A 20,502-nucleotide genomic window follows, 5' to 3' on the forward strand; every position below is an offset into this window, starting at 1 on the left:
TTCATGACCGAGAATTTCAACCGCCTTGCCACGCTCCTTCGGGAGCTTTTTCAAATGGACCGTCCGGACCTGGATTTCGGCATTTACCGTATCATGAACCAGAAGCGCAAAGACGTGTCGGCATTTCTGGAAAATGATCTCTTGCCGCAGGTTCGAAAAGAATTGTCCACGATCAATTCAGGCGAAAGTGTGCAGGTAGAGCTGAATGCGACAATCAAACAGGCGCGGGAGCTTGGCGCAGACCCGGAGCAATTGTCCAAGGTGCAAAAACTGCGCGAGCAATTGGCCACCTATGGGGACTCGTCAGCAGCGGAAAATGAAATTTATTCTCACCTCTACAATTTCTTTCGTCGCTACTACAAAGACGGCGATTTTCTATCCCTGCGCCGCTACAAGAAGGACGTATACGCCATCCCTTATGAGGGAGAAGAGGTCAAACTGCACTGGGCCAACGCGGATCAATACTACATCAAAAGCGCCGAAAACTTCCGGGATTACGCATTTATGATCGGAGAGGCTCCGACTGAAGATCAGGAAGACACCCGCAAGCGAGTCCATTTCAAGCTGGTGGACGCCGATACGGAAGTCGCCAACAACAAGGCACAGGAAGGCAAGGAACGTCGTTTCATGCTGTGCGACGACACGCCCATGCTGGAGGAAAACGGCGAACTGGTCATCCGCTTCGAGTACAAGCCGACGGCCAAAAAGCAGAACCAAAAGAGTTTGAACGAAGCCGCCGTCAAGACCATCCTGGGCAATGCCGCCTTCGTGGAATGGGTGCGTTTGCTGGCCCAGGAGGACAACGGACGAAGCTGCCTGGAAAAGCACCTCAACATCTACACGACCCGCAACACCTTTGATTATTTCATCCACAAGGACCTGGGCGGATTCCTGCGCCGGGAACTGGATTTCTACATCAAAAATGAGGTTCTTTTCCTGGACGACATCGAAAACCAGGCATCCGCGCATGTGGAAGCCCAATTGACGCAAATCCGCGTCCTGCGACGCATCGCGCACAAGATCATCCGTTTCCTGGAACAGATCGAGAATTTTCAGAAAAAGCTGTGGCTGAAGAAAAAATTCGTTGTCGAGACGAACTACCTCATCACATTGGATCGAGTGCCGGAAGAACTGTATCCGGAAATTGCGGCGAATGATGCGCAGCGGGAAGAATGGGTGAGGTTATTCGCTATTGATGAAATCAAGAAGGAATTGATGACACCAGGTTATTCCACGCCGCTGTCCGTAGAGTTTTTGAAAGCTCATGACAAACTCGTACTGGATACTTGTTTCTTCGATCCAAAGTTCAGGACAAGGCTCCTTGGGAGTATCGATGCTCTCGATGACCAGAGTGATGGTCTCCTGATTCATTCAGAAAATTTCCAAGCACTAAACATACTACAAAAACGATACAAAGATAAAATCAAATGTGCATACATCGACCCGCCATACAACACAGGCGGTGATGGATTTGCCTACAAAGATTCATATAAACACTCAAGTTGGCTATCTTTAATTAAAGACAGAGCAATACTTGCATCCTATATGTTGTCACAAGATGGATTTTCTGTCGTATCTATTGATGACATCGAATTCTCTAACATAAATTCATTACTTGACATTGTTCATGGCGACAATAACCATATTGCAAATTTAGTATGGGACAGAAACAGGAAAAATGACGCAAAATTATTCTCTGTCGGACATGAATATATGACAATATACGCTAAAGATAGAACATATATTTCAGAATTGAATATTACGCTACGTGAAGTTAAACCAGGAATAGAAGATGCGAAAAAAAAATTCAACTCAATCATAAAGAAAAATCAAGATACTGAACACGTAAAATCCGAATGGAAAAAGTATATCCAGACAATTAAAGACCCTGAAACAAAATCTATTCTGTCAAAGTTTCAAAAAATATCTCAACGTGGGCCTTATCGAGACGATGGAAATATTAATTGGCCAGGAAAAGGTGGCCCAAAATACGAAATACTACATCCTCAAACAAGACGAACTGTTAAATCCCCTAAAAGTGGCTGGCGATATTCTACTTCAAAACGATTTTGGGAAGAATATCAAAAAGGGAAAATAGCATTTGGCCAAGACGAAAAAACAGTTCCAGGAATTATTTATTACTTATTTGAAAGTACTACACAAGTTATGGGTAGCGTTTTCTGGAGTTATGCACAGTCAACTTATGAGAATTTTTTAGCCGTTATTGGGGACAGATCATTTGAAAATCCCAAAGATGTAAAAGATATCCAAAGAATTGTTAGTTACCTATCATCGAGCAACACAATAATAATCGATTATTTTGCAGGATCTGGTACAACGGGACATGCTGTCATCAACATTAACCGTGAAAATGACGGGAAGCAAAAGTATATCCTTATTGAAATGGGCGAACATTTCGACACAGTTCTCAAACTCCGCATGGCTAAAGTTGTCTATTGTGATTCCTGGAAAGACGGCAAGCCTACAACTAGACACACCGGCGTATCCCACTGCTGCAAATACCTGCGACTTGAATCCTACGAGGACACTCTGAACAACCTTGTTCTCAAGCGCACCCCTGCGCAACTTTCTCTACTTGCGGACACCCCGTCCCTGAAAGAAGAGTACATGCTTTCGTACATGATGGATCTTGAGGCCGAAGGCAGCGCTTCCCTTCTCAATGTGGACACCTTTACCGATCCGTGGAACTACACGCTCAAAATCGCCACCGGAAGCGCAGGCGAAACCAGAACCCGCCCCGTGGACCTGGTGGAGACCTTCAACTATCTACTTGGTCTGAACGTCATCCGCCGCAACGTCATTCGGGGCATCGAAGTGATTGAAGGCATCAATCCGGAAGGTGAAAAAGTTCTAATTATTTGGCGCAACACGACCAAGGTCAACAACGTCCAGCTTGATGAATTTTTCCGCAAGCAGGAGTTTAATCCCCGCGACACGGAATTCCACCTCATCTACGTCAACGGCGACAACAATTTGGAAAACCTCAAACGTGCTGACGAAACTTGGAAAGTCCGTTTGACCGAGGAAGAATTCAAACGCCTCATGTTCGACGTGGAGGATGTATAATGGATAGCAAACTCGACAAAATTACCATCGAAGGTTTCAAGTCCATTCGGTCTCTCAAGGATTTCAAACTGAAAGATTTAAATATTCTAATCGGTGGGAATGGAGCTGGAAAGAGTAACTTCATTGACATGTTTCGCATGCTTCGAGCCATGATGGAAATGAGCTTGCCTGAGCCTAAATCTTCAAATTTGAGCACCTATTTTGAAATGGGCGGTGGCATTGATGATTTTTTATTCAATGGCCCCAAAGTCACCTCAGAGCTTAAGGTACAGCTCGAATTCGGAAGAAATAAATACAAATTTACCATTGCTCCAACAGCGGATGAGAATTTTCTAATTACTGAAGAAAAAAATTATTTTGCATCTTGGTGGGATATTTGTACTCATTCACACATACCGGGTCTTCTTGCGGACAAAGACAAGCTAGGCGCTGCTGGGGGAAAAAGTGTTTCCTGGCATGTGTATAATGCCATTGATTCCTGGCGCATTTATCATTTTCATGACACGAGCAAAAATGCTCCGGTCCGCAGGTCTGAAATTATTCAAGATAATGAGTATTTCCGTTTCGATGGAAGTAACATTGCGCCCTTTTTGTTAGGCCTTCGCGAAGAAGAAAAAGGCGCGTACACAGAAATTGTGGAGACGATTCGCACCGTCACTCCATTTTTTCAGGATTTTTTGCTCAAACCCCGCAAGCGTGGCGAAAAAGAAACCGTCAATTTGAGCTGGCGACAGAAAGGTTCCGATTATCCACTACAGCCCTACCATTTTTCCGACGGCACCCTCCGCTTCATCTGCTTGGCCACGGCTCTTTTGCAGCCGGACCCGCCTTCGACCCTGATTATTGATGAACCGGAACTCGGTCTGCACCCATACGCCATTACCGTGCTGGCAGAGCTTATGCACGCCGCGTCAAAGCGCACACAATTGATCGTATCTACCCAATCCCCGGCATTGGTTGATCATTTTGAACCGAACGATGTGGTCGTGGTAAACCGGAAACAAGGGGCCTCGACGTTTTCCCGGTTGAATCCAGAAGAATTTAAAGACTGGCTGGACGAATATTCCCTAGGTGATCTGTGGCGCAAAAATATCGTGGCGGGAGGGCCGGACCATGAATAGGCCCGTCACGGTAGCGGTCATCTGCGAGGGATCCACCGAACAAACATTTATTCGGGACGTGCTTGCCCCGACCCTCGCAACCAAGAATCTTTTTCTTGAAGCACAGCTGATCGGAAGGCCGAAGCACAAAGGTGGCCACGTTGTATTTCAACGCGCACTGACCGATATCGAACAACGCTTGAAGCAACGGCGGGACATTTACGTATCAACCATGTTCGATTTGTTCCGCATTGATACTGCTTGGCCTGGCGTCTGCGATATCCGCAAGGGCATGGCAGCTTCCCTGAAAGCTGAATTGATCGAGGCGCGCACCCTGAAGGCCGTCGAAGCAAAACTTCCAAACGCTGGTGTTGCCAAGCGCTTCATTCCGTTTTTTTGCCTTCATGAATTCGAGGCGCTTTTGTTCAGCTCCCCAGCAGAACTTGCGGGCCAGCTACAAGTCGAGGAAGACCTGATCGCAAACATTCTCAGAGAATGCGGTACACCTGAAGAAATCAACGACCACCCGCAAACAGCACCCAGCAAACGGATAGAATCCTTGTATCCTGGTTACCGTAAAATCGTCATGGGCAGGGCCATTGCCCAAAAAATCGGCGTCAGAACCATTCGCCAGCATTGCCCGCATTTCGATGCCTGGGTCAACCGGCTTGAAGCCCTCGTAAAGTAGGACCCGACACCATGCCCCTCCCTTTTTATCAACGACTCGTCCTTACCAAGTGGGCACTCAGCCTTTTCGAAGGTTCGGATTTAAGCAACCTCTCCAGACATCTGAAGGCTGACAGCTTGGAAGGTTTTGACGAGGATAACATCAGCAAATTCGTACAGATGCTGACGTGCCATTTGCCTGCGGATTCGAGCCTGACCAAGGAATTGCTCCTCGGATACGATGCGAACATCGTCCGTCATTGGCGCGCCATCGCCGAGCCCAGGTCCAGAGGCGGCAAAATCATCACGCCCAAATATTATCAGTATCTGTGCCTCCTGTTCGCTGAAATTTACCTGGACCGTTATTTCCAGGACAAGAATGCGTTGCTTGCGGAACTGAATCGATTTCTTCACTCATTCAACGCCGACTTGCCCAGAGCGGACAAGGTAGAAGAGTTCCGGTCGGAAGACCTGAACAAGCTCGCCTTTTGGAATGCTACGGGCTCCGGCAAGACCCTGCTCATGCATGTGAACATTCTGCAGTACCGGCACTATCTGGCGCTGCGGGGCAAGGCACGTGATCTCAATCGCATCATTCTGCTGACCCCGAATGAGGGTCTGTCTCGCCAGCATTTGGACGAATTCACGCAATCAAAAATGCAGGCGGTCCTGTTCAGCAAGGGCCAAAGCATCTCCCATAAACTGGGTCTGATCGAAATTATCGACATTCACAAGATCAGGGAAGAATCCGGTGACAAAACCGTGGCCGTTGATACTTTTGAAGGTAACAACTTGGTCCTAGTGGATGAGGGCCACAAAGGTTCCGGCGGTGTGGAATGGATGGACAAACGGAACAGACTCTGTGCCCAAGGTTTTTCCTTCGAGTACTCCGCCACCTTCGGACAGGCGCTCAAGGCCGCCAACAATGCCGGACTGACCCAACTCTACGCCAAGTGCATTCTTTTCGATTACTCCTATCGCTATTTCTACGGAGACGGGTACGGCAAGGACTATCGCATCCTCAACCTGTCCGACGACACGGACGAAGGCAGAAGAAATTTGTACCTTATCGCCTGCCTGCTCTGTTTCTACCAGCAAATGCGGCTTTACGAAGACAGGCGGCAGGAATTTCGACCGTTCAACATCCACTGCCCTCTTCTGGTCTTTGTCGGCGGGACGGTGAAGGCAGTCCGCACCGAAGGTGGACGAAAAGTTTCCGATGTCATTGCCATCCTGCAATTCATAAGTTCCTTTACCATGGACAGGACAGGAAGCATCGAAGGTTTGCGCCGGATTCTCAAGCACGAGGACGGACTGACCGATCCCAAGGGGCGCAATATTTTCGCGGCGGCATTTGGCCACCTGCATTATGAGGGACTGCACGCGGAAGATGTGTTCGACGACATCTTGAAGCGCGTCTTCCACACCGCCGCGCCCGGCAAGCTGCATGTGGAATTTCTCAAAGGAGGGGACGGGGAAATCGCCCTCAAGCTCGGCGAGGGCAACCAGCCCTTCGGCGTCATCAATGTCGGCGACGCCAAGGAATTGTGGAAGCTTTGCGAAGACATCCCCCAACTGGTCACGATGGAAAAAGATTTTTCCGAATCCCTGTTCAGGAAAATTAACGCTGATGATGGCGGCATCAACGTTCTTATTGGCTCCAAAAAATTCACGGAGGGCTGGAACAGCTGGCGAGTGAGTACCATGGGCCTTATGAATATCGGCCGCAGTGAAGGTTCCGAAATTATCCAACTCTTCGGGCGGGGTGTGCGGCTCAAGGGCTTCGAGTTTTGTCTGAAGCGTAGTTCCGAGGTCCGGGCACCAAAGACTCCGCAATTCATCAAGACCTGCGAGACGCTCAATATCTTCGGTATCCGAGCCGATTACATGCAGCAATTTCAGGAGTATCTTGCCGACGAGGGGCTTCCCACTGATGTGGAAGAATTCATGCTGCCCGTGGTCAACAACCTTGGGCGCATCAAGCTTAAAGTCCCGAAAGTCTCGGATGAGGCGAATTTCAAGGCAACGCAACGTCCGACCCTGGAATTTCCTCCCGAGCCGCTAACAAGCAGGCCCCTGATTCTGGATTGGTATCCTAAAATCCAGGCCATCATTGCCCAGGGACTACGTGGTGGATTGGCCGACGCCAAAAAAAACGAGATCCGACGTCTGACGGACAGGCATCTGGCCTTCATCAACTGGGACGACGTTTATTTCGAATTGATCCGGTTCAAAAACGAACGCTCGTGGTTCAACTTCAACCTTTCCAAGGATATTCTCCCGGAGTTAGTCAGCAAAGGTGGATGGTTTAAACTGCTGGTTCCGGAAGGCGATATCGAGCCCGTGAACTTTGCGAATATTCGCCGGTGCCAGGAAGTGGTCATCGCCCTGCTCAAAAAATACTGTGACCGCTATTACGGCTTTCGTAAGGATGAATACGAAAAGCCGTTCATCCAATACGCGGAACTTGGGCCTGACGACCCGAATTTCTTTGAGGCGTACAAGGTTGCCGTGGACCGGTCCGCCATCGAAATCATCGATGAAGTTAAAGCCATCCAAACTGCGATTGCCGAGAAGAAACTGGCGAACATGAGCTTCGGCAAAATACAGCCCATCATTTTTGAAAGGCACCTGTATTCACCACTGCTGCATATCAAAGACGGTTCGGAATTGGTCACGATATCCCCGGTGGAGTTGAACGAAGGGGAAAAAGATTTCGTCCTCGATCTTAAGGCCCATTATGAAAAGCACAAATCCTGGTTTGAGGGACGCGAACTCTATTTACTCAGGAATCGCAGCCGGGGAAAAGGCATCGGCTTTTTCGAGGCCGAAAATTTCTATCCGGACTTCATCCTGTGGCTACTGCAGGATGAAAAGCAACATATCGCCTTCATAGACCCCAAGGGCATCCTCCGCCTCCGTGGCCTCGAAGATCCCAAGATCATGTTTCACAAGACAATCAAAAATCTTGAAAACCGCTTGGGCGATCACAACGTGACCATGGACGCCTTCATTATTTCCAGCACGAGTATCGAGGATGTTAAATGGTGGTCTGAAGGGGGGAACATTCTAGAGTTCAACAAACGCAATGTACTCTTTCAGAAAGAACAGCGTGACGTGTATGTGAAGATGCTTCTAGAAAGAATCGAAGCATATTGATCTTTTCTACTGAAATAACGATCTTCCCCCATCATCCAGCATAAGACGCAAAAAAGGGCCGGAATCGCTTCCGGCCCTTTTGTCATTCTGGGATATGAACGGCTTAGTACATGCCGCCCATGCCGCCCATGCCGCCACCGGGCATGGCCGGAGCAGCCTCTTCCTTGGGCTTCTCTGCGATGGCGCACTCGGTGGTGAGCAGCAGGGAGGCTACGGAAGCGGCGTTCTGCAGGGCAATGCGGGTCACCTTCTTGGGATCGATGACGCCGGACTTGAGCAGATCTTCGTATTCGCCGGAAGCGGCGTTGTAACCGAAGTCTTCCTTGCCGTTGCGGACCTTGTCGATAACCACGGCACCTTCAACACCTGCGTTGCCGCAGATCTGACGGATGGGCTCTTCGATGGCGCGACGGATAACCTGTACGCCGGCGGCTTCGTCGTCATCGGCGGGCTTGACGGAATCCAGGACGGACTGGCAGCGCACCAGGGCGACGCCGCCGCCAGGCACGATGCCTTCTTCAACGGCAGCGCGGGTGGCGTTCAGGGCGTCTTCCACGCGAGCCTTCTTTTCCTTCATTTCGGTCTCGGTGGCTGCGCCAACATTGATCACGGCAACGCCGCCAACGATCTTGGCCAGACGCTCCTGCAGCTTTTCGCGATCGTAATCGGAGGAGGTCTCCTCGATTTCGTTGCGGATCTGCTTCACACGGGCCTTGATGGCCTCGGCTTCGCCGGAACCGTCAACGATGGTGGTGTTTTCCTTGTCGATGACAACGCGCTTGGCGGAACCGAGCTGGTTCAGGGCGATGCTCTCGAGCTTGACGCCCAGGTCATCGGAAACAACTTCGCCACCGGTCAGGATGGCGATATCCTGCAGCATGGCCTTGCGGCGCTCACCGAAGCCGGGAGCCTTGACGGCCACGACCTGCAGGGTGCCACGCAGCTTGTTGACAACCAGGGTAGCCAGGGCTTCGCCTTCGATGTCTTCGGCGATGATGACCAGGGGCTTGCCCATCTTGGCGGCCTGCTCCAGAACGGGGAGCAGTTCCTTCATGTTGGAGATCTTCTTTTCGTTGATCAGAATCAGCGGAGAATCCATCCCGCAGACCATCTTGTCAGGGTTGGTCACGAAGTAGGGGGACAGGTAGCCGCGGTCGAACTGCATGCCTTCGACGACGTCCAGGTTGGTCTCCAGACCCTTGGCTTCTTCAACGGTGATGACGCCTTCTTTGCCGACCTTGCCCATGGCTTCGGCAATGATGTTGCCGATGGTGGCGTCGTTATTGGCGGAAATGGTGCCTACCTGGGCAATTTCCTTCTGATCGCGGGTGGGCTTGGCCAGCTTGTCCAGGCTCGTGATGACGGCTTCAACAGCCTTGTCGATGCCGCGCTTGATGGACATGGGGTTACGACCGGCGGCAACCAGCTTGATGCCTTCGGTAAAGATGGCCTGGGCCAGGATGGTGGCGGTGGTGGTGCCGTCGCCTGCGATGTCGGAAGTCTTGGAGGCGACTTCCTTGACCATCTGGGCGCCCATGTTCTCGAACTTGTCTTCCAGTTCGATTTCCTTGGCTACGGTCACGCCGTCCTTGGTGATGATGGGGGAACCGAAGGACTTCTCGATGACAACGTTGCGTCCCTTGGGTCCGAGGGTGACCTTGACGGCATTGGCCAGGGTGTCCACACCGATTTTCAGTTTTTCACGGGCCTTGGCATCAAACTTGATAATTTTAGCAGCCATGTGTGCGTCTCCTTGAATTCTTAAAAATTAGGCTTCGATAACAGCGAGGATGTCGTCTTCACGCATGATGAGGAGTTCCTCACCTTCGATCTTGATCTCGGTGCCGGCGTACTTGTTGAAGATCACCTTGTCGCCAGTCTTGACGCCCATGGGGATCTGCTTTCCGTCTTCGGCGACCTTGCCCGGACCGGCGGCAACCACTTCACCCTTGATGGGCTTTTCCTTTGCGGAATCAGGGATGATGATGCCGCCTTTGGTTACCTGCTCCTCTTCGAGACGCTTGACCAGAATACGGTCGTGCAGTGGTCTGAGTTTCATGTTTTTCCTCCAAGATGTTTAAGAATTTCTTCCGTGTAGATATTTTTTTTGGCACTCGGCAAGGCGGAGCGCCAAAACGCGGAACTGAAAATGCAACTCAAGTTCCGCGCGAGACAGAGGCCCAAATAATCCCTGCGACAGTGAAGTCAAGGGACGAAGTCAAAAAAAAATTCATTCCTCGCCAAGCCGGGCGGCTTGTGATTCGGATCAAGGCAGGCTATGCATTTCGCCTCACAACCGCCACCACCGCCCGCTTAAGGGCTGACCGCAAGACCGCTACAAGGACATCCCCATGCTCGACATTAAATTTATCAGATCAAATCCGGACGAGGTCAAAGACGGACTGCGCAAACGCCGCAGCAAGCTGGACCTTGAACCTTTTCTGGCCATCGACCAGAAAAGGCGCGAACTGCTCCTTGAAGCCGAAGACTTGAAAGCCCGCCGCAACCAGGCCTCCGGCGAGATGGCCCGGATGAAGAAGGCCGGCGAAAACGCCGAAGCCCTTCTGGCCGAGCTTGGCGGCATGTCCACGCGCATCAAGGCCCTGGACGAGGAACTCAAGGACATCGAGCAGCAGACCTCGGACTGGGTCATGTCCATCCCCAACGTGCCGCACGCCTCCGTGCCCGAGGGCGTGGACGAGGCGGACAACACGGAGGTGCGCAGCTGGGGCGAGAAACCCGTCATGCCTTTCGCCCCGAAGGAGCATTGGGAGCTGGGAACGGCCCTTGGCGGCCTCGATTTCGAGACCGCAGCCAAGATCACGGGCAGCCGCTTCGTGATCCTCAAAGGCTGGGCCGCCAAGCTTGAGCGCGCGCTGATCAGCTTCATGCTCGACGTGCAGACCCTTGAGAACGGCTACGACGAGGTCATGCCCCCGGTCATCGTCAACCGCGAGAGCCTCATGGGCACGGGGCAGTTGCCCAAATTCGAAGAGGACCTTTTCCACCTCGAAAACACGAGCTACTACCTCATCCCCACGGCCGAGGTCCCGGTGACCAACATCTACCGCGACACGACCCTGGCCGAATCCGCGCTGCCCATCGCCCACTGCGCGTACACCGCGTGCTTTCGCTCCGAGGCGGGCTCCTACGGGAAGGACACCAAGGGCATGATCCGCCAGCACCAGTTCGACAAGGTCGAGCTGGTCCGCTTCGTCCACCCCGACTTTTCATATAATGAACTGGAAAAACTCCTCGGGCACGCCGAGAGTATCCTGCAGAAGCTCGGGCTGCCCTACCGCGTGGTCACGCTGTGCGCAGGGGATCTGGGCTTCTCTTCGGCCAAGACCTACGACATCGAGGTCTGGCTGCCCGGCCAGGACAAATACCGCGAAATCTCTTCCTGCTCCAACTTCGAGGATTTTCAGGCCCGCCGGGCGGGAATCCGCTTCAAGCCCGCAGACGCCAAGAAGAGCAGGCTGGTTCATACCCTGAACGGATCGGGCCTGGCCGTGGGCCGGACCATGGTCGCCATCCTGGAAAACTACCAGCAGGCCGACGGGTCGGTACTCGTGCCTGAAGTCCTGCGACCTTACATGAACGGACTGGAAAAAATTGAATTGAAAAAAGACTGACTTTCCGGCTTGACAAGGTGGGTACCCCCCTATAGAAGCGTCTTCTCTTTACGGGCCGTTAACTCAGACGGTAGAGTATCTGCCTTTTAAGCAGAGAGTCGAAGGTTCGATCCCTTCACGGCCCACCAAAATGCGTCCCCATCGTCTAGTGGCCTAGGACGGCGGCCTCTCACGCCGCTAACAGGGGTTCAAACCCCCTTGGGGACGCCACTTTTTTTCTTCGACGCAAAACTTGCGTCCCCATCGTCTAGCTAGGTCCAGGACACCGGCCTTTCACGCCGATAACAGGGGTTCAAATCCCCTTGGGGACGCCACTTTTTTTTCTGTTTTTGTTTTTTGTTGGGTGATCGTTCAACGGTAGGACAGCGGACTCTGACTCCGTCAATCTTAGTTCGAATCTAAGTCACCCAGCCACCTGTCCCCATCGTCTAGCTAGGTCCAGGACACCGGCCTTTCACGCCGATAACAGGGGTTCAAATCCCCTTGGGGACGCCAAAGGAAGCAAGGCCTTACATCGCAAGATGTAAGGCCTTTTTCTTTTTCCGCACGCGGACCGCTTTTCTTGTCAAATCAAATCGTTTCCACTGAATTGGCGCCCTTCCTCGGCCAAGCCTCTCTCAATTATCCCCAATCGCCAAACCGCAGCGTATTCAATGGCTACCCTTCCCCGATCATTTGCAGATGCATGAAAAATGAGAACTTGCGACTGGCTCCAACACACGCCTTCAATGTGAAAAGCTAATACCATCCTCCTTGATTTTCAGCACATTAGATTTTGATTCTCCAGTGAACAAATCGGCAACCAGGGCAGCGCAGACTCGTCGATAAAGACGAGGCCCGGAATCTGAAGCCCAAGGAGTTCCCCTTTAAGGGAACAATATCTTGACAGAAAAAATGGGAACTTTTAGATGGCAGGCATGAACGTACTCAGTCGAAAAACTCTAAATTGCTACTGCGAGAAATATGCAGAAGCGAGAGGAAATCTTCTGGCTTGGTATGATCTGGTTTCTAAGAAACGGTACGCGAATCACGCGGAGTTGAAAAAAGATTTCCCCAGCGCCGACCACATCGGTGGAACCAGGTATGTCTTCAATATTAAAGGAAACAATTTCAGACTGATAGTTTGGATTCGCTTTGAGGTCGGCCAAATGTATGTAAAATGGTTTGGAACCCACGCCGAATACGACAAAATTAAAGCAGCAGAGGTGCCGTATGATGATCCGTGCCATTAAGACAGATGCCGACTACGAAGCGGCGCTGGCTCGGGTCGAAGAAATTTTCGACTCGGAGCAAGGCAGCCCTGAGCTTGATGAACTGGAGGTTTGGGGGACTCTCATAGGTGCATATGAAGATGAGAATCATCCTGTCCCGCCGCCTACTCCGCTTGAAGCTATCGAATTTGTCATGGACCAGAAAGGGCTTAAGCAAAAAGACCTTATCCCCTTTATAGGCTCGAAGAGCAAAGTATCCGAGGTACTTGCCGGCAAAAGAAAGCTGACTCTAAAAATGATCCGCGCTCTTCATGAAGGCCTGGGCATCCCGGCAGACACCCTCCTGAAGGAGCCGGGCAAAAAGTTACCCGAGGGTCTGGCAGATGTTGACTGGACACAGTTTCCTATCAAGGAAATGGCCAATCGCGGTTGGATTGAAGATACGAGAGACTTCATGGATAGAGCCGAGGAAGTTGTCCGCAAACTCATGGCACAGGTTGGTCAGCCTGATTGCCTGCCTACGGCGTGTTACCGATGCGGGATTTCCAGGACCGCGACTGATATTGACATGTACGCTGTTCAGGCCTGGCTATTGGGTGTCCAACTCAAGGCGCAGCGCATCGAAACAACGGGTACTTACGATCGAAATCTTGATGAGACGTTTCTAAGTCGCTTGGCAAGGCTGAGCATGTTTAGCGATGGACCTATAAAGGCTGTTGAATACCTCAGTTCAAAAGGAATTAAACTGGTTATTGAGCCACACTTCTCCCATACAAAACTGGACGGCGCGGCAATTCTTCAATCCGGCACACCTATTGTCGCGCTGACATTGCGGTACGACAGAATTGACTATTATTGGTTCACGTTGCTCCATGAATGTGCCCACGTCATCAAGCATCTCTCAGAAGACAATAGTCTCATTCTTGATGACTTTGAGTCACAAACATCTGATACAAGAGAGCACAAAGCTAATATTCTTGCAAGAAATGCTGTCGTTCCAATAGAAATATGGAAAAGTTCCAAAATCGCAAATGTACAACATCCCAACAAAGAACACGTCACTGACTTGGCAAGCAAAATGGAAGTTCATCCTGCGTTGATCGCAGGGCGTGTTCGATATGAAAGAAATCGATACGATATCCTTTCAGGACTTGTTGGACACCGAGAGGTGCGGAAATTTTTTCTCGAAAAATGAATTAATTGGGGCTTGTTACAAACGGGAACGGATGTCTTTTTGAAAAATCGCCGCAGCCTTAAACAATCCACAAAAAAAACCGCCCCCCCCCAGTCTCTGAAAGGCACGCGAGAATAACCTCGATGTCCTGTGAACCAACAAGGATCGCCCGCTCCCCTAAGCCCCCTGCCTTGCCATCGCTTCGGTCATCCCTTGCAGGAGGGAATCGATATTGACAGGCTTGGCCACATGTCCGTTCATCCCGGCGGCCAGGAACTTCTCCTTGTCTCCCTCCATGGCGTAGGCCGTCAGGGCGATGATGGGGATGTCCTTCTTTGGGCCAAGGGTAGCGGATTCCCGGATTATGCGGGTCGCTTCGATTCCATCCATCACGGGCATCTGGATATCCATGAGGATACAGTCGAAGTCGTTATCGACCAGCAGTTCAAAGGTCTGCCTGCCGTTTTCGGCCAGGGTGACCTCGTGTCCGGCCTTTTCCAGCAGCTTTTGGGTTGGAATCCGGTTGGATGGATCGTCCTCGACCAGAAGCACGCGGAATCCCGCGCCGGTTTTGATGGCGGCGGGTTCAACGGTTTTTGACGAATTTTCGCGGTCCATCTTGAAAGGCAGGACGACATGCACGCTCGTGCCTTCGCCAGGGGCACTCTCAATGCTGATCTCCCCTTCCATGAGCCCGACTAGCCGCTGCACGATGGACAGGCCAAGCCCCGCGCCCTGATAATTGCGGGTAAAGGAGTTTTCGACCTGCCGGAAGGGTTCGAAGATGTCGCCAAGCCTGTCCTGGGCGATGCCGATGCCTGTATCCCTGACGCAAAAACGCACGCTGTAGGTGCCGTCATCCTTTGCGGGTAAAGCCTCGATGTCCACCACGACCCTGCCGCGCTCCGTGAACTTGAGGGCGTTGCCCACCAGATTGAAGAGCACTTGGCGCACTCGCATCTCGTCCCCGACCAAAGCGGCCGGCATGCCCGGGGCAAGGTTGCAGTCCAGGGCCACGCCCTTGTTTCTGGCCGTGACAGCGAAAAGTCCGGACACGGAATCAATGATATCCTGGATCAAAAAAGGTGCCTTTCGGATTTCCATCTTGCCCGCCTCGACCCGGGAAAGATCCAAAATGTCCGAGAGGAGTCTGGTCAGGCGGTTGGCGGCACCTGTGGCCATTTGGACATAGGTGAGCTGTTCGGCATCAAGAGGCGTGGTTTCCATGAGTTGGAGCATACCCATGACCCCGTTGATCGGGGTGCGAATCTCATGACTCATGTTGGCCAGGAATTCGCTTTTGGCCTGGTTGGCGGTTTCTGCGGCGTTTTTGAGTTTGCGCAGGGCCTCTTCGGCCTCTTTTCTGCTGGTCAGGTCGATGTCCACGCAAAAGAGTTCAGCCTCGCCTCCCGCCTTCTCGACGATGGCATGGCTGGAAAAGACCAGCACCCGGGAGCCGTCCTTGCGCATGAGAGTCAGTTCGCTGGCGGGAGTGGGGACTTTTGTTACCGCCATGGAACGCATGGCTGCTTCGACGTCCTTGCGTACTTCAGGCGGGATGATCAGGTCGGTCAGTTTTGCCCCTATCGCTTCGTCCGCGCTGTATCCATAAAGATTTTCCGAGGCCTGGTTCCAGTAGCGCGCGATGCCGTCCATCCCGTAACCTTGAACGGCGATTGCAGGGACCTGTTCAAAGAGTTTGCGAAACCGGGATTCGCTCTCCCGGAGTTCCCGTGTCCTCATTTTCACCTGCCTACGCAACGTCCACGACCAAAGAAAAAATCCGAGCAGAAGGATAAGCAGCGGCACAAGGACCATGGCGAGAATGCGCAGGATGGCGCCGAATGAAGGGGCTTGTTCTTCGTACACGCCCATCCATTTTTCGTGGAGGCGACGGTATTCGCCGGAGTCCTTCAGAACCCGCAGCCCCTCGCTGAACTGCGCCAGAAGCGCCGCATGGCCATTAGGCGCGGCATAGCAATAATCCAAGGCAAAAAAGGAATTTTGACTCAGCGCCAGATTTGTCAACCCAAGTGCCTTGATGATGTGCAGTGCGATGATGCGGGGGCCCAGTGCGCAGTCATATTTCCCCTCGGACAACTCCCGCAGCATGTCTTCCTGGGTCTCCACCGTGGCTATCCGAGACTCCAGGCCTTTTTCCAGAAGATACTCGTGGCTGACGTCTCCTTTCTGGACAGCGATGCGCTTGTCTTTGAGATCACTGAGCGAAACCGGCGCATCAATTTCCCCACGTCGCGTCACGACTACATAGTTATTCACCGAGTGAGGCGAGGTGAAATCGAATTTACGATCTCGTTCCACAGAATAGAACATGCCTTGAACAGCGTCGATTTCCCCTCGTTCCAGATCGTGCAGCACATCAGTCCAAGGCCCGAGTCGAATTTCGATATCAAGCCCCATCTCCCTGGCAATCATCCGGGTAAGCTCGACATTGAAACCGGCTGGATTTCCCTTTTCGTCCAGGTACTCGAACGGAGGATACTGATGATCACCGCCCACGATGATACGGCGGTCCTTCGGCAATTCAAGGGCGGCGAACCAGCGTGAATGAAGACGACGGTAGGTCCCGTCGGCGATGACTATGGCGAGCCCTTCGTTCAGCAGGGCCAGCATGCGGCTGTCGCCTTTCTTGACGGCGAAACAGAAATCCTGCCTGAAATCCTCGATGGAATTATCGACAATCTCCAGATTCCCAAGTCCGGTTTGAGGGATGAGGCGCAAGGCCACGAGTCGTTGCACGACCACGGCGTCGTGATGCCCCCGTGACAGTTCGTGCAGGGCTTGTTCAAAGGATGGCGTGGTTTGAATCTTTATCCCGCGCTCTTCTCGCCGCAGGAATTCCTCGGCGTTGTCGCCCTGCATGACAGCCACGCGCCGCCCCTTCAGATCGGCCAAATTCCGGATATCTTCCGTCCCGGAACGCACCACGATGGCCCCGTGCAACGACATGTAGGGCACGGTGAAATCAAAGTCTTCCTCACGCTCGGGCGTGCGGCCAACCAACGGCAGGACCTGCACATCCCCCTTGTCCAACCAGCCTTTGACTTCATTCCAGGGACCCGTACGGAAGGTGACATCGCGCCCCATGACCGCAAGGGCGGCCCGCATAAGTTCCACGGAAAAACCGTCTGCACGGCCCACGTCGTCAACAATGGAAAAAGGCGGATAATCGATCTCGGCGGCCGAGACGACCGGTGGCATCGGCTTGGATGCCTCGACGGTTCGCGGGACTTGCAGGACGAAGATGAACAGCATGAACGCGATCAGTGCAGCGATGTGCCGCCCCGGTCCGGTCGCATGCATGACCGAATATTTCCAGTCGTCGGATGCAAAAAGGATTTGTGCGCTCATGTTTTTTCGGAACACCTTGGGATATCAGTCTTCATGACCAGACGCCCTTTTGGACTACATCCATGAAAATCTCAAGGCATACGGAAAAAATTGGCTTGAGTTTGACTATATTTGATTCAAAATTTCTGGGTAGATCTTGAATCATACATTTTGCACGATTGAAAATACGCGCTCATCTCCATCGCCAATCGTTCCTTCGGGCGACCCAGTTTCAAATTTCCCCTTTCGCGAGCGCAGAAGGTAGGTTACATGTTTCAACATGCCACAGAGCCGCCATGACGACCGGTTCAAGACAAGGCCCTTGATGCGGGGACCCGCTATTTCAGACGGCACGCATCACAAACCCCGTCATGCGTCGCCGCACGTATCCGGAGGCCCCATGTTCGCTCGCCTGTTGCATGGTTCGATCAAAAAAAAGCTCGCCATCCTCTTTCTGATGGCGGCGCTCCCTGCCATCCTCATCATCGTCATTGCCGGACTGGACAACCATCGGCGGGCGGTGTCCGACGCCGAACGGCAGTTGCAGACTTTTTCCCGCCACATGGCGGAAACGCAGACACAAATCACCCTTGCCACCAAGGCGCTCCTTGAAGGCCTGGCCATGTTGCCCGAAGTGCGCCAGGGCGACGTCGAGGCATGCAACCGTCTCTTCGCCAACCTGCTCAAAATAAATCCGGATTACGCGGCCCTCCATCTGGTGAATCCACACGGAAATCTTGTCGCGTCCGGCAGCGCTCGAAAACCAGCGAACTTCGCCCACACGAGGCATTTCAGGGAAGCCGTCGCCACAAAGGCCTTCGCCACCGGCGAATATCTCCTGGGCGTGACCCTGCACGTTCCCGTCTTCACCTTCGGGTATCCCGTCCTGAACGACCGGAATGAAATTGCGGGCGTCCTGCTGACCAGTATCCGGCTTGACAGCTATGGAGAATTGTTCAGGCATACCCCTTTTCCGGACAGTTCCTTCGTCGGCGTCTGCGACAGGAACGGACTGCGCCTCTTCCGCTACCCCGAAAACTCCGCCATGATTCTCGGGGACCCGATCAAGCAAAAGGTCTTCGAACATGCCATGTCCGGGCCTTCCGAAGGGCTGCTCCAGGAAGAAAGCACGGACGGGGTCGAGCGCATCGTCGCATTCCAAAAACTGAGCCTGACCGCAGACAGCCCCCCCTACATGTACTTCTTTGTCGGCGCGCCCAGCACCATGTTCTACGCCGACGCAAAGAGCGGAATGCTGCGCGATTTCGTGATCCTCTTTTTGACCATCGGACTGACCATGCTGAGCGGCTGGTTTCTTGGAGGCAGAACGGTTGGCATGCGGCTTGAGGAGTTGGCCGGGGCGGCGAAACGGATCGGCGAGGGAGATCTCTCGGTCAGGGTGACCCCCGCGCCCGAAATCACCGAGGTGGACGTCCTGGCCCAGGCGTTCAACAACATGGCCGAATCACTGACGCAGGATATCGCCAGGCGCACGCGGGCCGAAAAGGCCCTGGCTGAAAGCGAGTTCCGGTTTCGCAAACTCTTTGAACAGATCCCCTCCATCGCCGTGCAAGGTTACGGGATGGACGGCCGGACGCGCTACTGGAACCAGGCCTCGCAAAATCTTTACGGATACAGCGCAAGCGAAGCGATCGGCGTAAAACTGACCGACCTGATCATCCCGCCCGAAATACGCGGGTACGTCGAGGCCGACATGCGGTCCATGGCTGAAACAAAAATCCCCATTCCCGCCAGTGAACTGACTCTCATGCGCAAGGACGGCTCACGGGTGCTGGTCTTTTCAAGCCACGCCATCGTTACCAACGCGGGAGGCGAGGCCGAACTCTTTTGCGTGGACGTCGACCTGACCAGCAGAAAAGAAGCTGAAGAGGCCCTACTCAGGCTCAAGGAGGCCGCAGAGGCCGCCAACCAGGCCAAAAGCGAATTTCTGGCCAACATGAGTCACGAAATCCGAACCCCCATAAACGGCGTCATGGGCATGCTCCAACTCCTCGAAACGACCACGCTCGATGCCGAGCAAACCCGCTACGTGCACATGGCCGCCGAAGCCGCGAACCGGCTGACCAGACTTCTCACGGACATCCTCGATCTCTCCAGGGTGGAGGCAGGCAAGATGGAGGTTCGAAAGGCCGCGTTCCAGATCCGGGACATCATCGATTCCGTGGCCGGTCTTTTCGCCGTCACGGCCAGGAACAAAGGAGTGGCGCTGGAATGCAGTCTGGACCCGACCATGCCCGCCACTCTGATCGGGGACGAGATGCGGGTGCGCCAGGTGCTTTTCAACCTGGTGGGCAACGCCCTCAAATTTACCGACAGAGGCACGGTAGGCATGGAGATCACGACCCTGCCGCCACGCACGGATGACGACATCCGCGTCCGTTTCCAAGTCACGGATACGGGCATCGGCATCCCCGAAGACAGGCTTTCCGCCATCTTCGAGCCGTTCAGGCAGGTCGAGAACTCCTACACCCGCAATTATCAGGGGGCAGGCCTTGGCCTGTCCATCGTGCATCGACTGGTCGGCCTCATGGACGGAGAGATCAGCATCGAGAGCACCCCGGGCACGGGTACGACGGTGCATGTCGTCCTGCCCTTCAAGATGGACCGCGAAAACTCAGCACAAATAGTTGAGCCCGCCGCCATCAAAACCGGCGCGGGATTCCGCGTGCTTCTGGTCGAGGACGATCCATCCAACCGGATTCCCACCCAAAAGCTGCTGGAAAAGGCCGGACACGAGGTGACCCTGGCCGAAAACGGCAGGCAGGCCCTTGAACTGCTGGCTGAAAACGACTTCGACTGCATCCTCATGGACATCCAGATGCCCGTCATGAGTGGCGTGGAGGCGACGCGCATCATTCGCGGCTCGGACACCCTCGGCCCGAAAAAGGACATCCCCATCATCGCCCTGACCGCCTATGCCATGGACAAGGAAAGGGACGCGTTCCTGGCCGCCGGAATGAACGCATATGTCGCCAAGCCGGCGACCCTCGAAGATATGACCAGGGCCATGCGGGATGCCCTGGGCGTGGGGACCTCCGACGACAAGGCGTTCGTACAAGATCCGCGCACCACTTTTGATTTGCCCTGAGCGGGCTTCA

General features: G+C 53.2%; 11 protein-coding genes and 5 tRNA genes. 13 read left to right on the forward strand and 3 right to left on the reverse strand.

Going from position 1 to position 20,502, the window contains the following annotated elements:
- The first annotated feature begins 3 nt into the window (after positions 1–3).
- From BMZ40_RS10275 to BMZ40_RS10290, 4 genes are read left to right on the forward strand one after another with little or no spacing between them, the layout of a single operon-like run.
- Positions 4–3,087, forward strand: a complete 3,084-nt coding sequence (locus BMZ40_RS10275; RefSeq protein ID WP_143075595.1) for a site-specific DNA-methyltransferase — start codon at positions 4–6, stop codon at positions 3,085–3,087.
- Entirely contained in the window at positions 3,087–4,208 is a 1,122-nt protein-coding gene (locus tag BMZ40_RS10280; RefSeq protein WP_092374985.1) for an AAA family ATPase, read from the forward strand. Before BMZ40_RS10275 ends, BMZ40_RS10280 begins: the two co-directional genes overlap by 1 nt.
- A complete protein-coding gene (locus BMZ40_RS10285; RefSeq protein ID WP_092374988.1) occupies positions 4,201–4,875 on the forward strand; it encodes a DUF4276 family protein in 675 nt (224 codons plus the stop codon). Before BMZ40_RS10280 ends, BMZ40_RS10285 begins: the two co-directional genes overlap by 8 nt.
- 11 nt (positions 4,876–4,886) lie before the next feature.
- Entirely contained in the window at positions 4,887–8,012 is a 3,126-nt protein-coding gene (locus BMZ40_RS10290) for a DEAD/DEAH box helicase family protein (RefSeq protein ID WP_092374990.1), read from the forward strand.
- Between the two features lie 103 nt (positions 8,013–8,115).
- Here BMZ40_RS10290 and groL read toward each other — a convergent pair whose 3' ends face one another.
- Together groL and groES are read right to left on the reverse strand one after the other, a co-directional pair.
- On the reverse strand, positions 8,116–9,753 hold the full coding sequence (groL, locus tag BMZ40_RS10295) for a chaperonin GroEL (RefSeq protein WP_092374992.1): 1,638 nt from the start codon (positions 9,751–9,753) through the stop codon (positions 8,116–8,118).
- Between the two features lie 27 nt (positions 9,754–9,780).
- Entirely contained in the window at positions 9,781–10,071 is a 291-nt protein-coding gene (gene groES / locus BMZ40_RS10300) for a co-chaperone GroES (RefSeq protein WP_092193716.1), read from the reverse strand.
- A gap of 292 nt (positions 10,072–10,363) precedes the next feature.
- Here groES and serS point away from each other — a divergent pair, with 292 nt between their 5' ends.
- The 8 genes from serS to BMZ40_RS10340 all read left to right on the forward strand — a co-directional run bounded on the left by serS (position 10,364) and on the right by BMZ40_RS10340 (position 14,053).
- Positions 10,364–11,647, forward strand: coding sequence for a serine--tRNA ligase (serS, locus tag BMZ40_RS10305; RefSeq protein WP_092374995.1), 1,284 nt, complete (start codon positions 10,364–10,366; stop codon positions 11,645–11,647).
- A 52-nt stretch (positions 11,648–11,699) separates the two neighbouring features.
- A tRNA-Lys gene (locus BMZ40_RS10310) sits at positions 11,700–11,775 on the forward strand.
- A gap of 6 nt (positions 11,776–11,781) precedes the next feature.
- Positions 11,782–11,857 (forward strand) — tRNA-Glu (locus tag BMZ40_RS10315).
- 26 nt (positions 11,858–11,883) lie between these two features.
- Positions 11,884–11,961: transfer RNA gene (locus BMZ40_RS10320), tRNA-Glu, on the forward strand.
- Between the two features lie 26 nt (positions 11,962–11,987).
- Positions 11,988–12,061 (forward strand) — tRNA-Gln (locus BMZ40_RS10325).
- A gap of 3 nt (positions 12,062–12,064) precedes the next feature.
- Positions 12,065–12,142 (forward strand) — tRNA-Glu (locus BMZ40_RS10330).
- A 413-nt stretch (positions 12,143–12,555) separates the two neighbouring features.
- Positions 12,556–12,879 carry a type II toxin-antitoxin system HigB family toxin gene (locus BMZ40_RS10335; RefSeq protein WP_218143763.1) on the forward strand — a complete coding sequence of 108 codons (324 nt, stop codon included), beginning with the start codon at positions 12,556–12,558 and terminating at the stop codon, positions 12,877–12,879.
- Complete coding sequence (locus BMZ40_RS10340; RefSeq protein ID WP_177193108.1) at positions 12,863–14,053, forward strand: ImmA/IrrE family metallo-endopeptidase; 1,191 nt, start codon at positions 12,863–12,865, stop codon at positions 14,051–14,053. Before BMZ40_RS10335 ends, BMZ40_RS10340 begins: the two co-directional genes overlap by 17 nt.
- 156 nt (positions 14,054–14,209) lie before the next feature.
- Here BMZ40_RS10340 and BMZ40_RS10345 read toward each other — a convergent pair whose 3' ends face one another.
- Positions 14,210–17,404, reverse strand: a complete 3,195-nt coding sequence (locus BMZ40_RS10345) for a transporter substrate-binding domain-containing protein (protein ID WP_092375002.1) — start codon at positions 17,402–17,404, stop codon at positions 14,210–14,212.
- Between the two features lie 379 nt (positions 17,405–17,783).
- On the opposite strand from BMZ40_RS10345, the gene BMZ40_RS10350 reads away from it, so the two are divergent.
- Positions 17,784–20,492 (forward strand): ATP-binding protein, encoded by a 2,709-nt coding sequence (locus tag BMZ40_RS10350; RefSeq protein WP_177193109.1) that lies wholly within the window; start codon positions 17,784–17,786, stop codon positions 20,490–20,492.
- Positions 20,493–20,502: the final 10 nt, after the last annotated feature.

The sequence above is a fragment of the Desulfomicrobium apsheronum genome, from assembly GCF_900114115.1.
GTDB lineage: Bacteria > Desulfobacterota > Desulfovibrionia > Desulfovibrionales > Desulfomicrobiaceae > Desulfomicrobium > Desulfomicrobium apsheronum.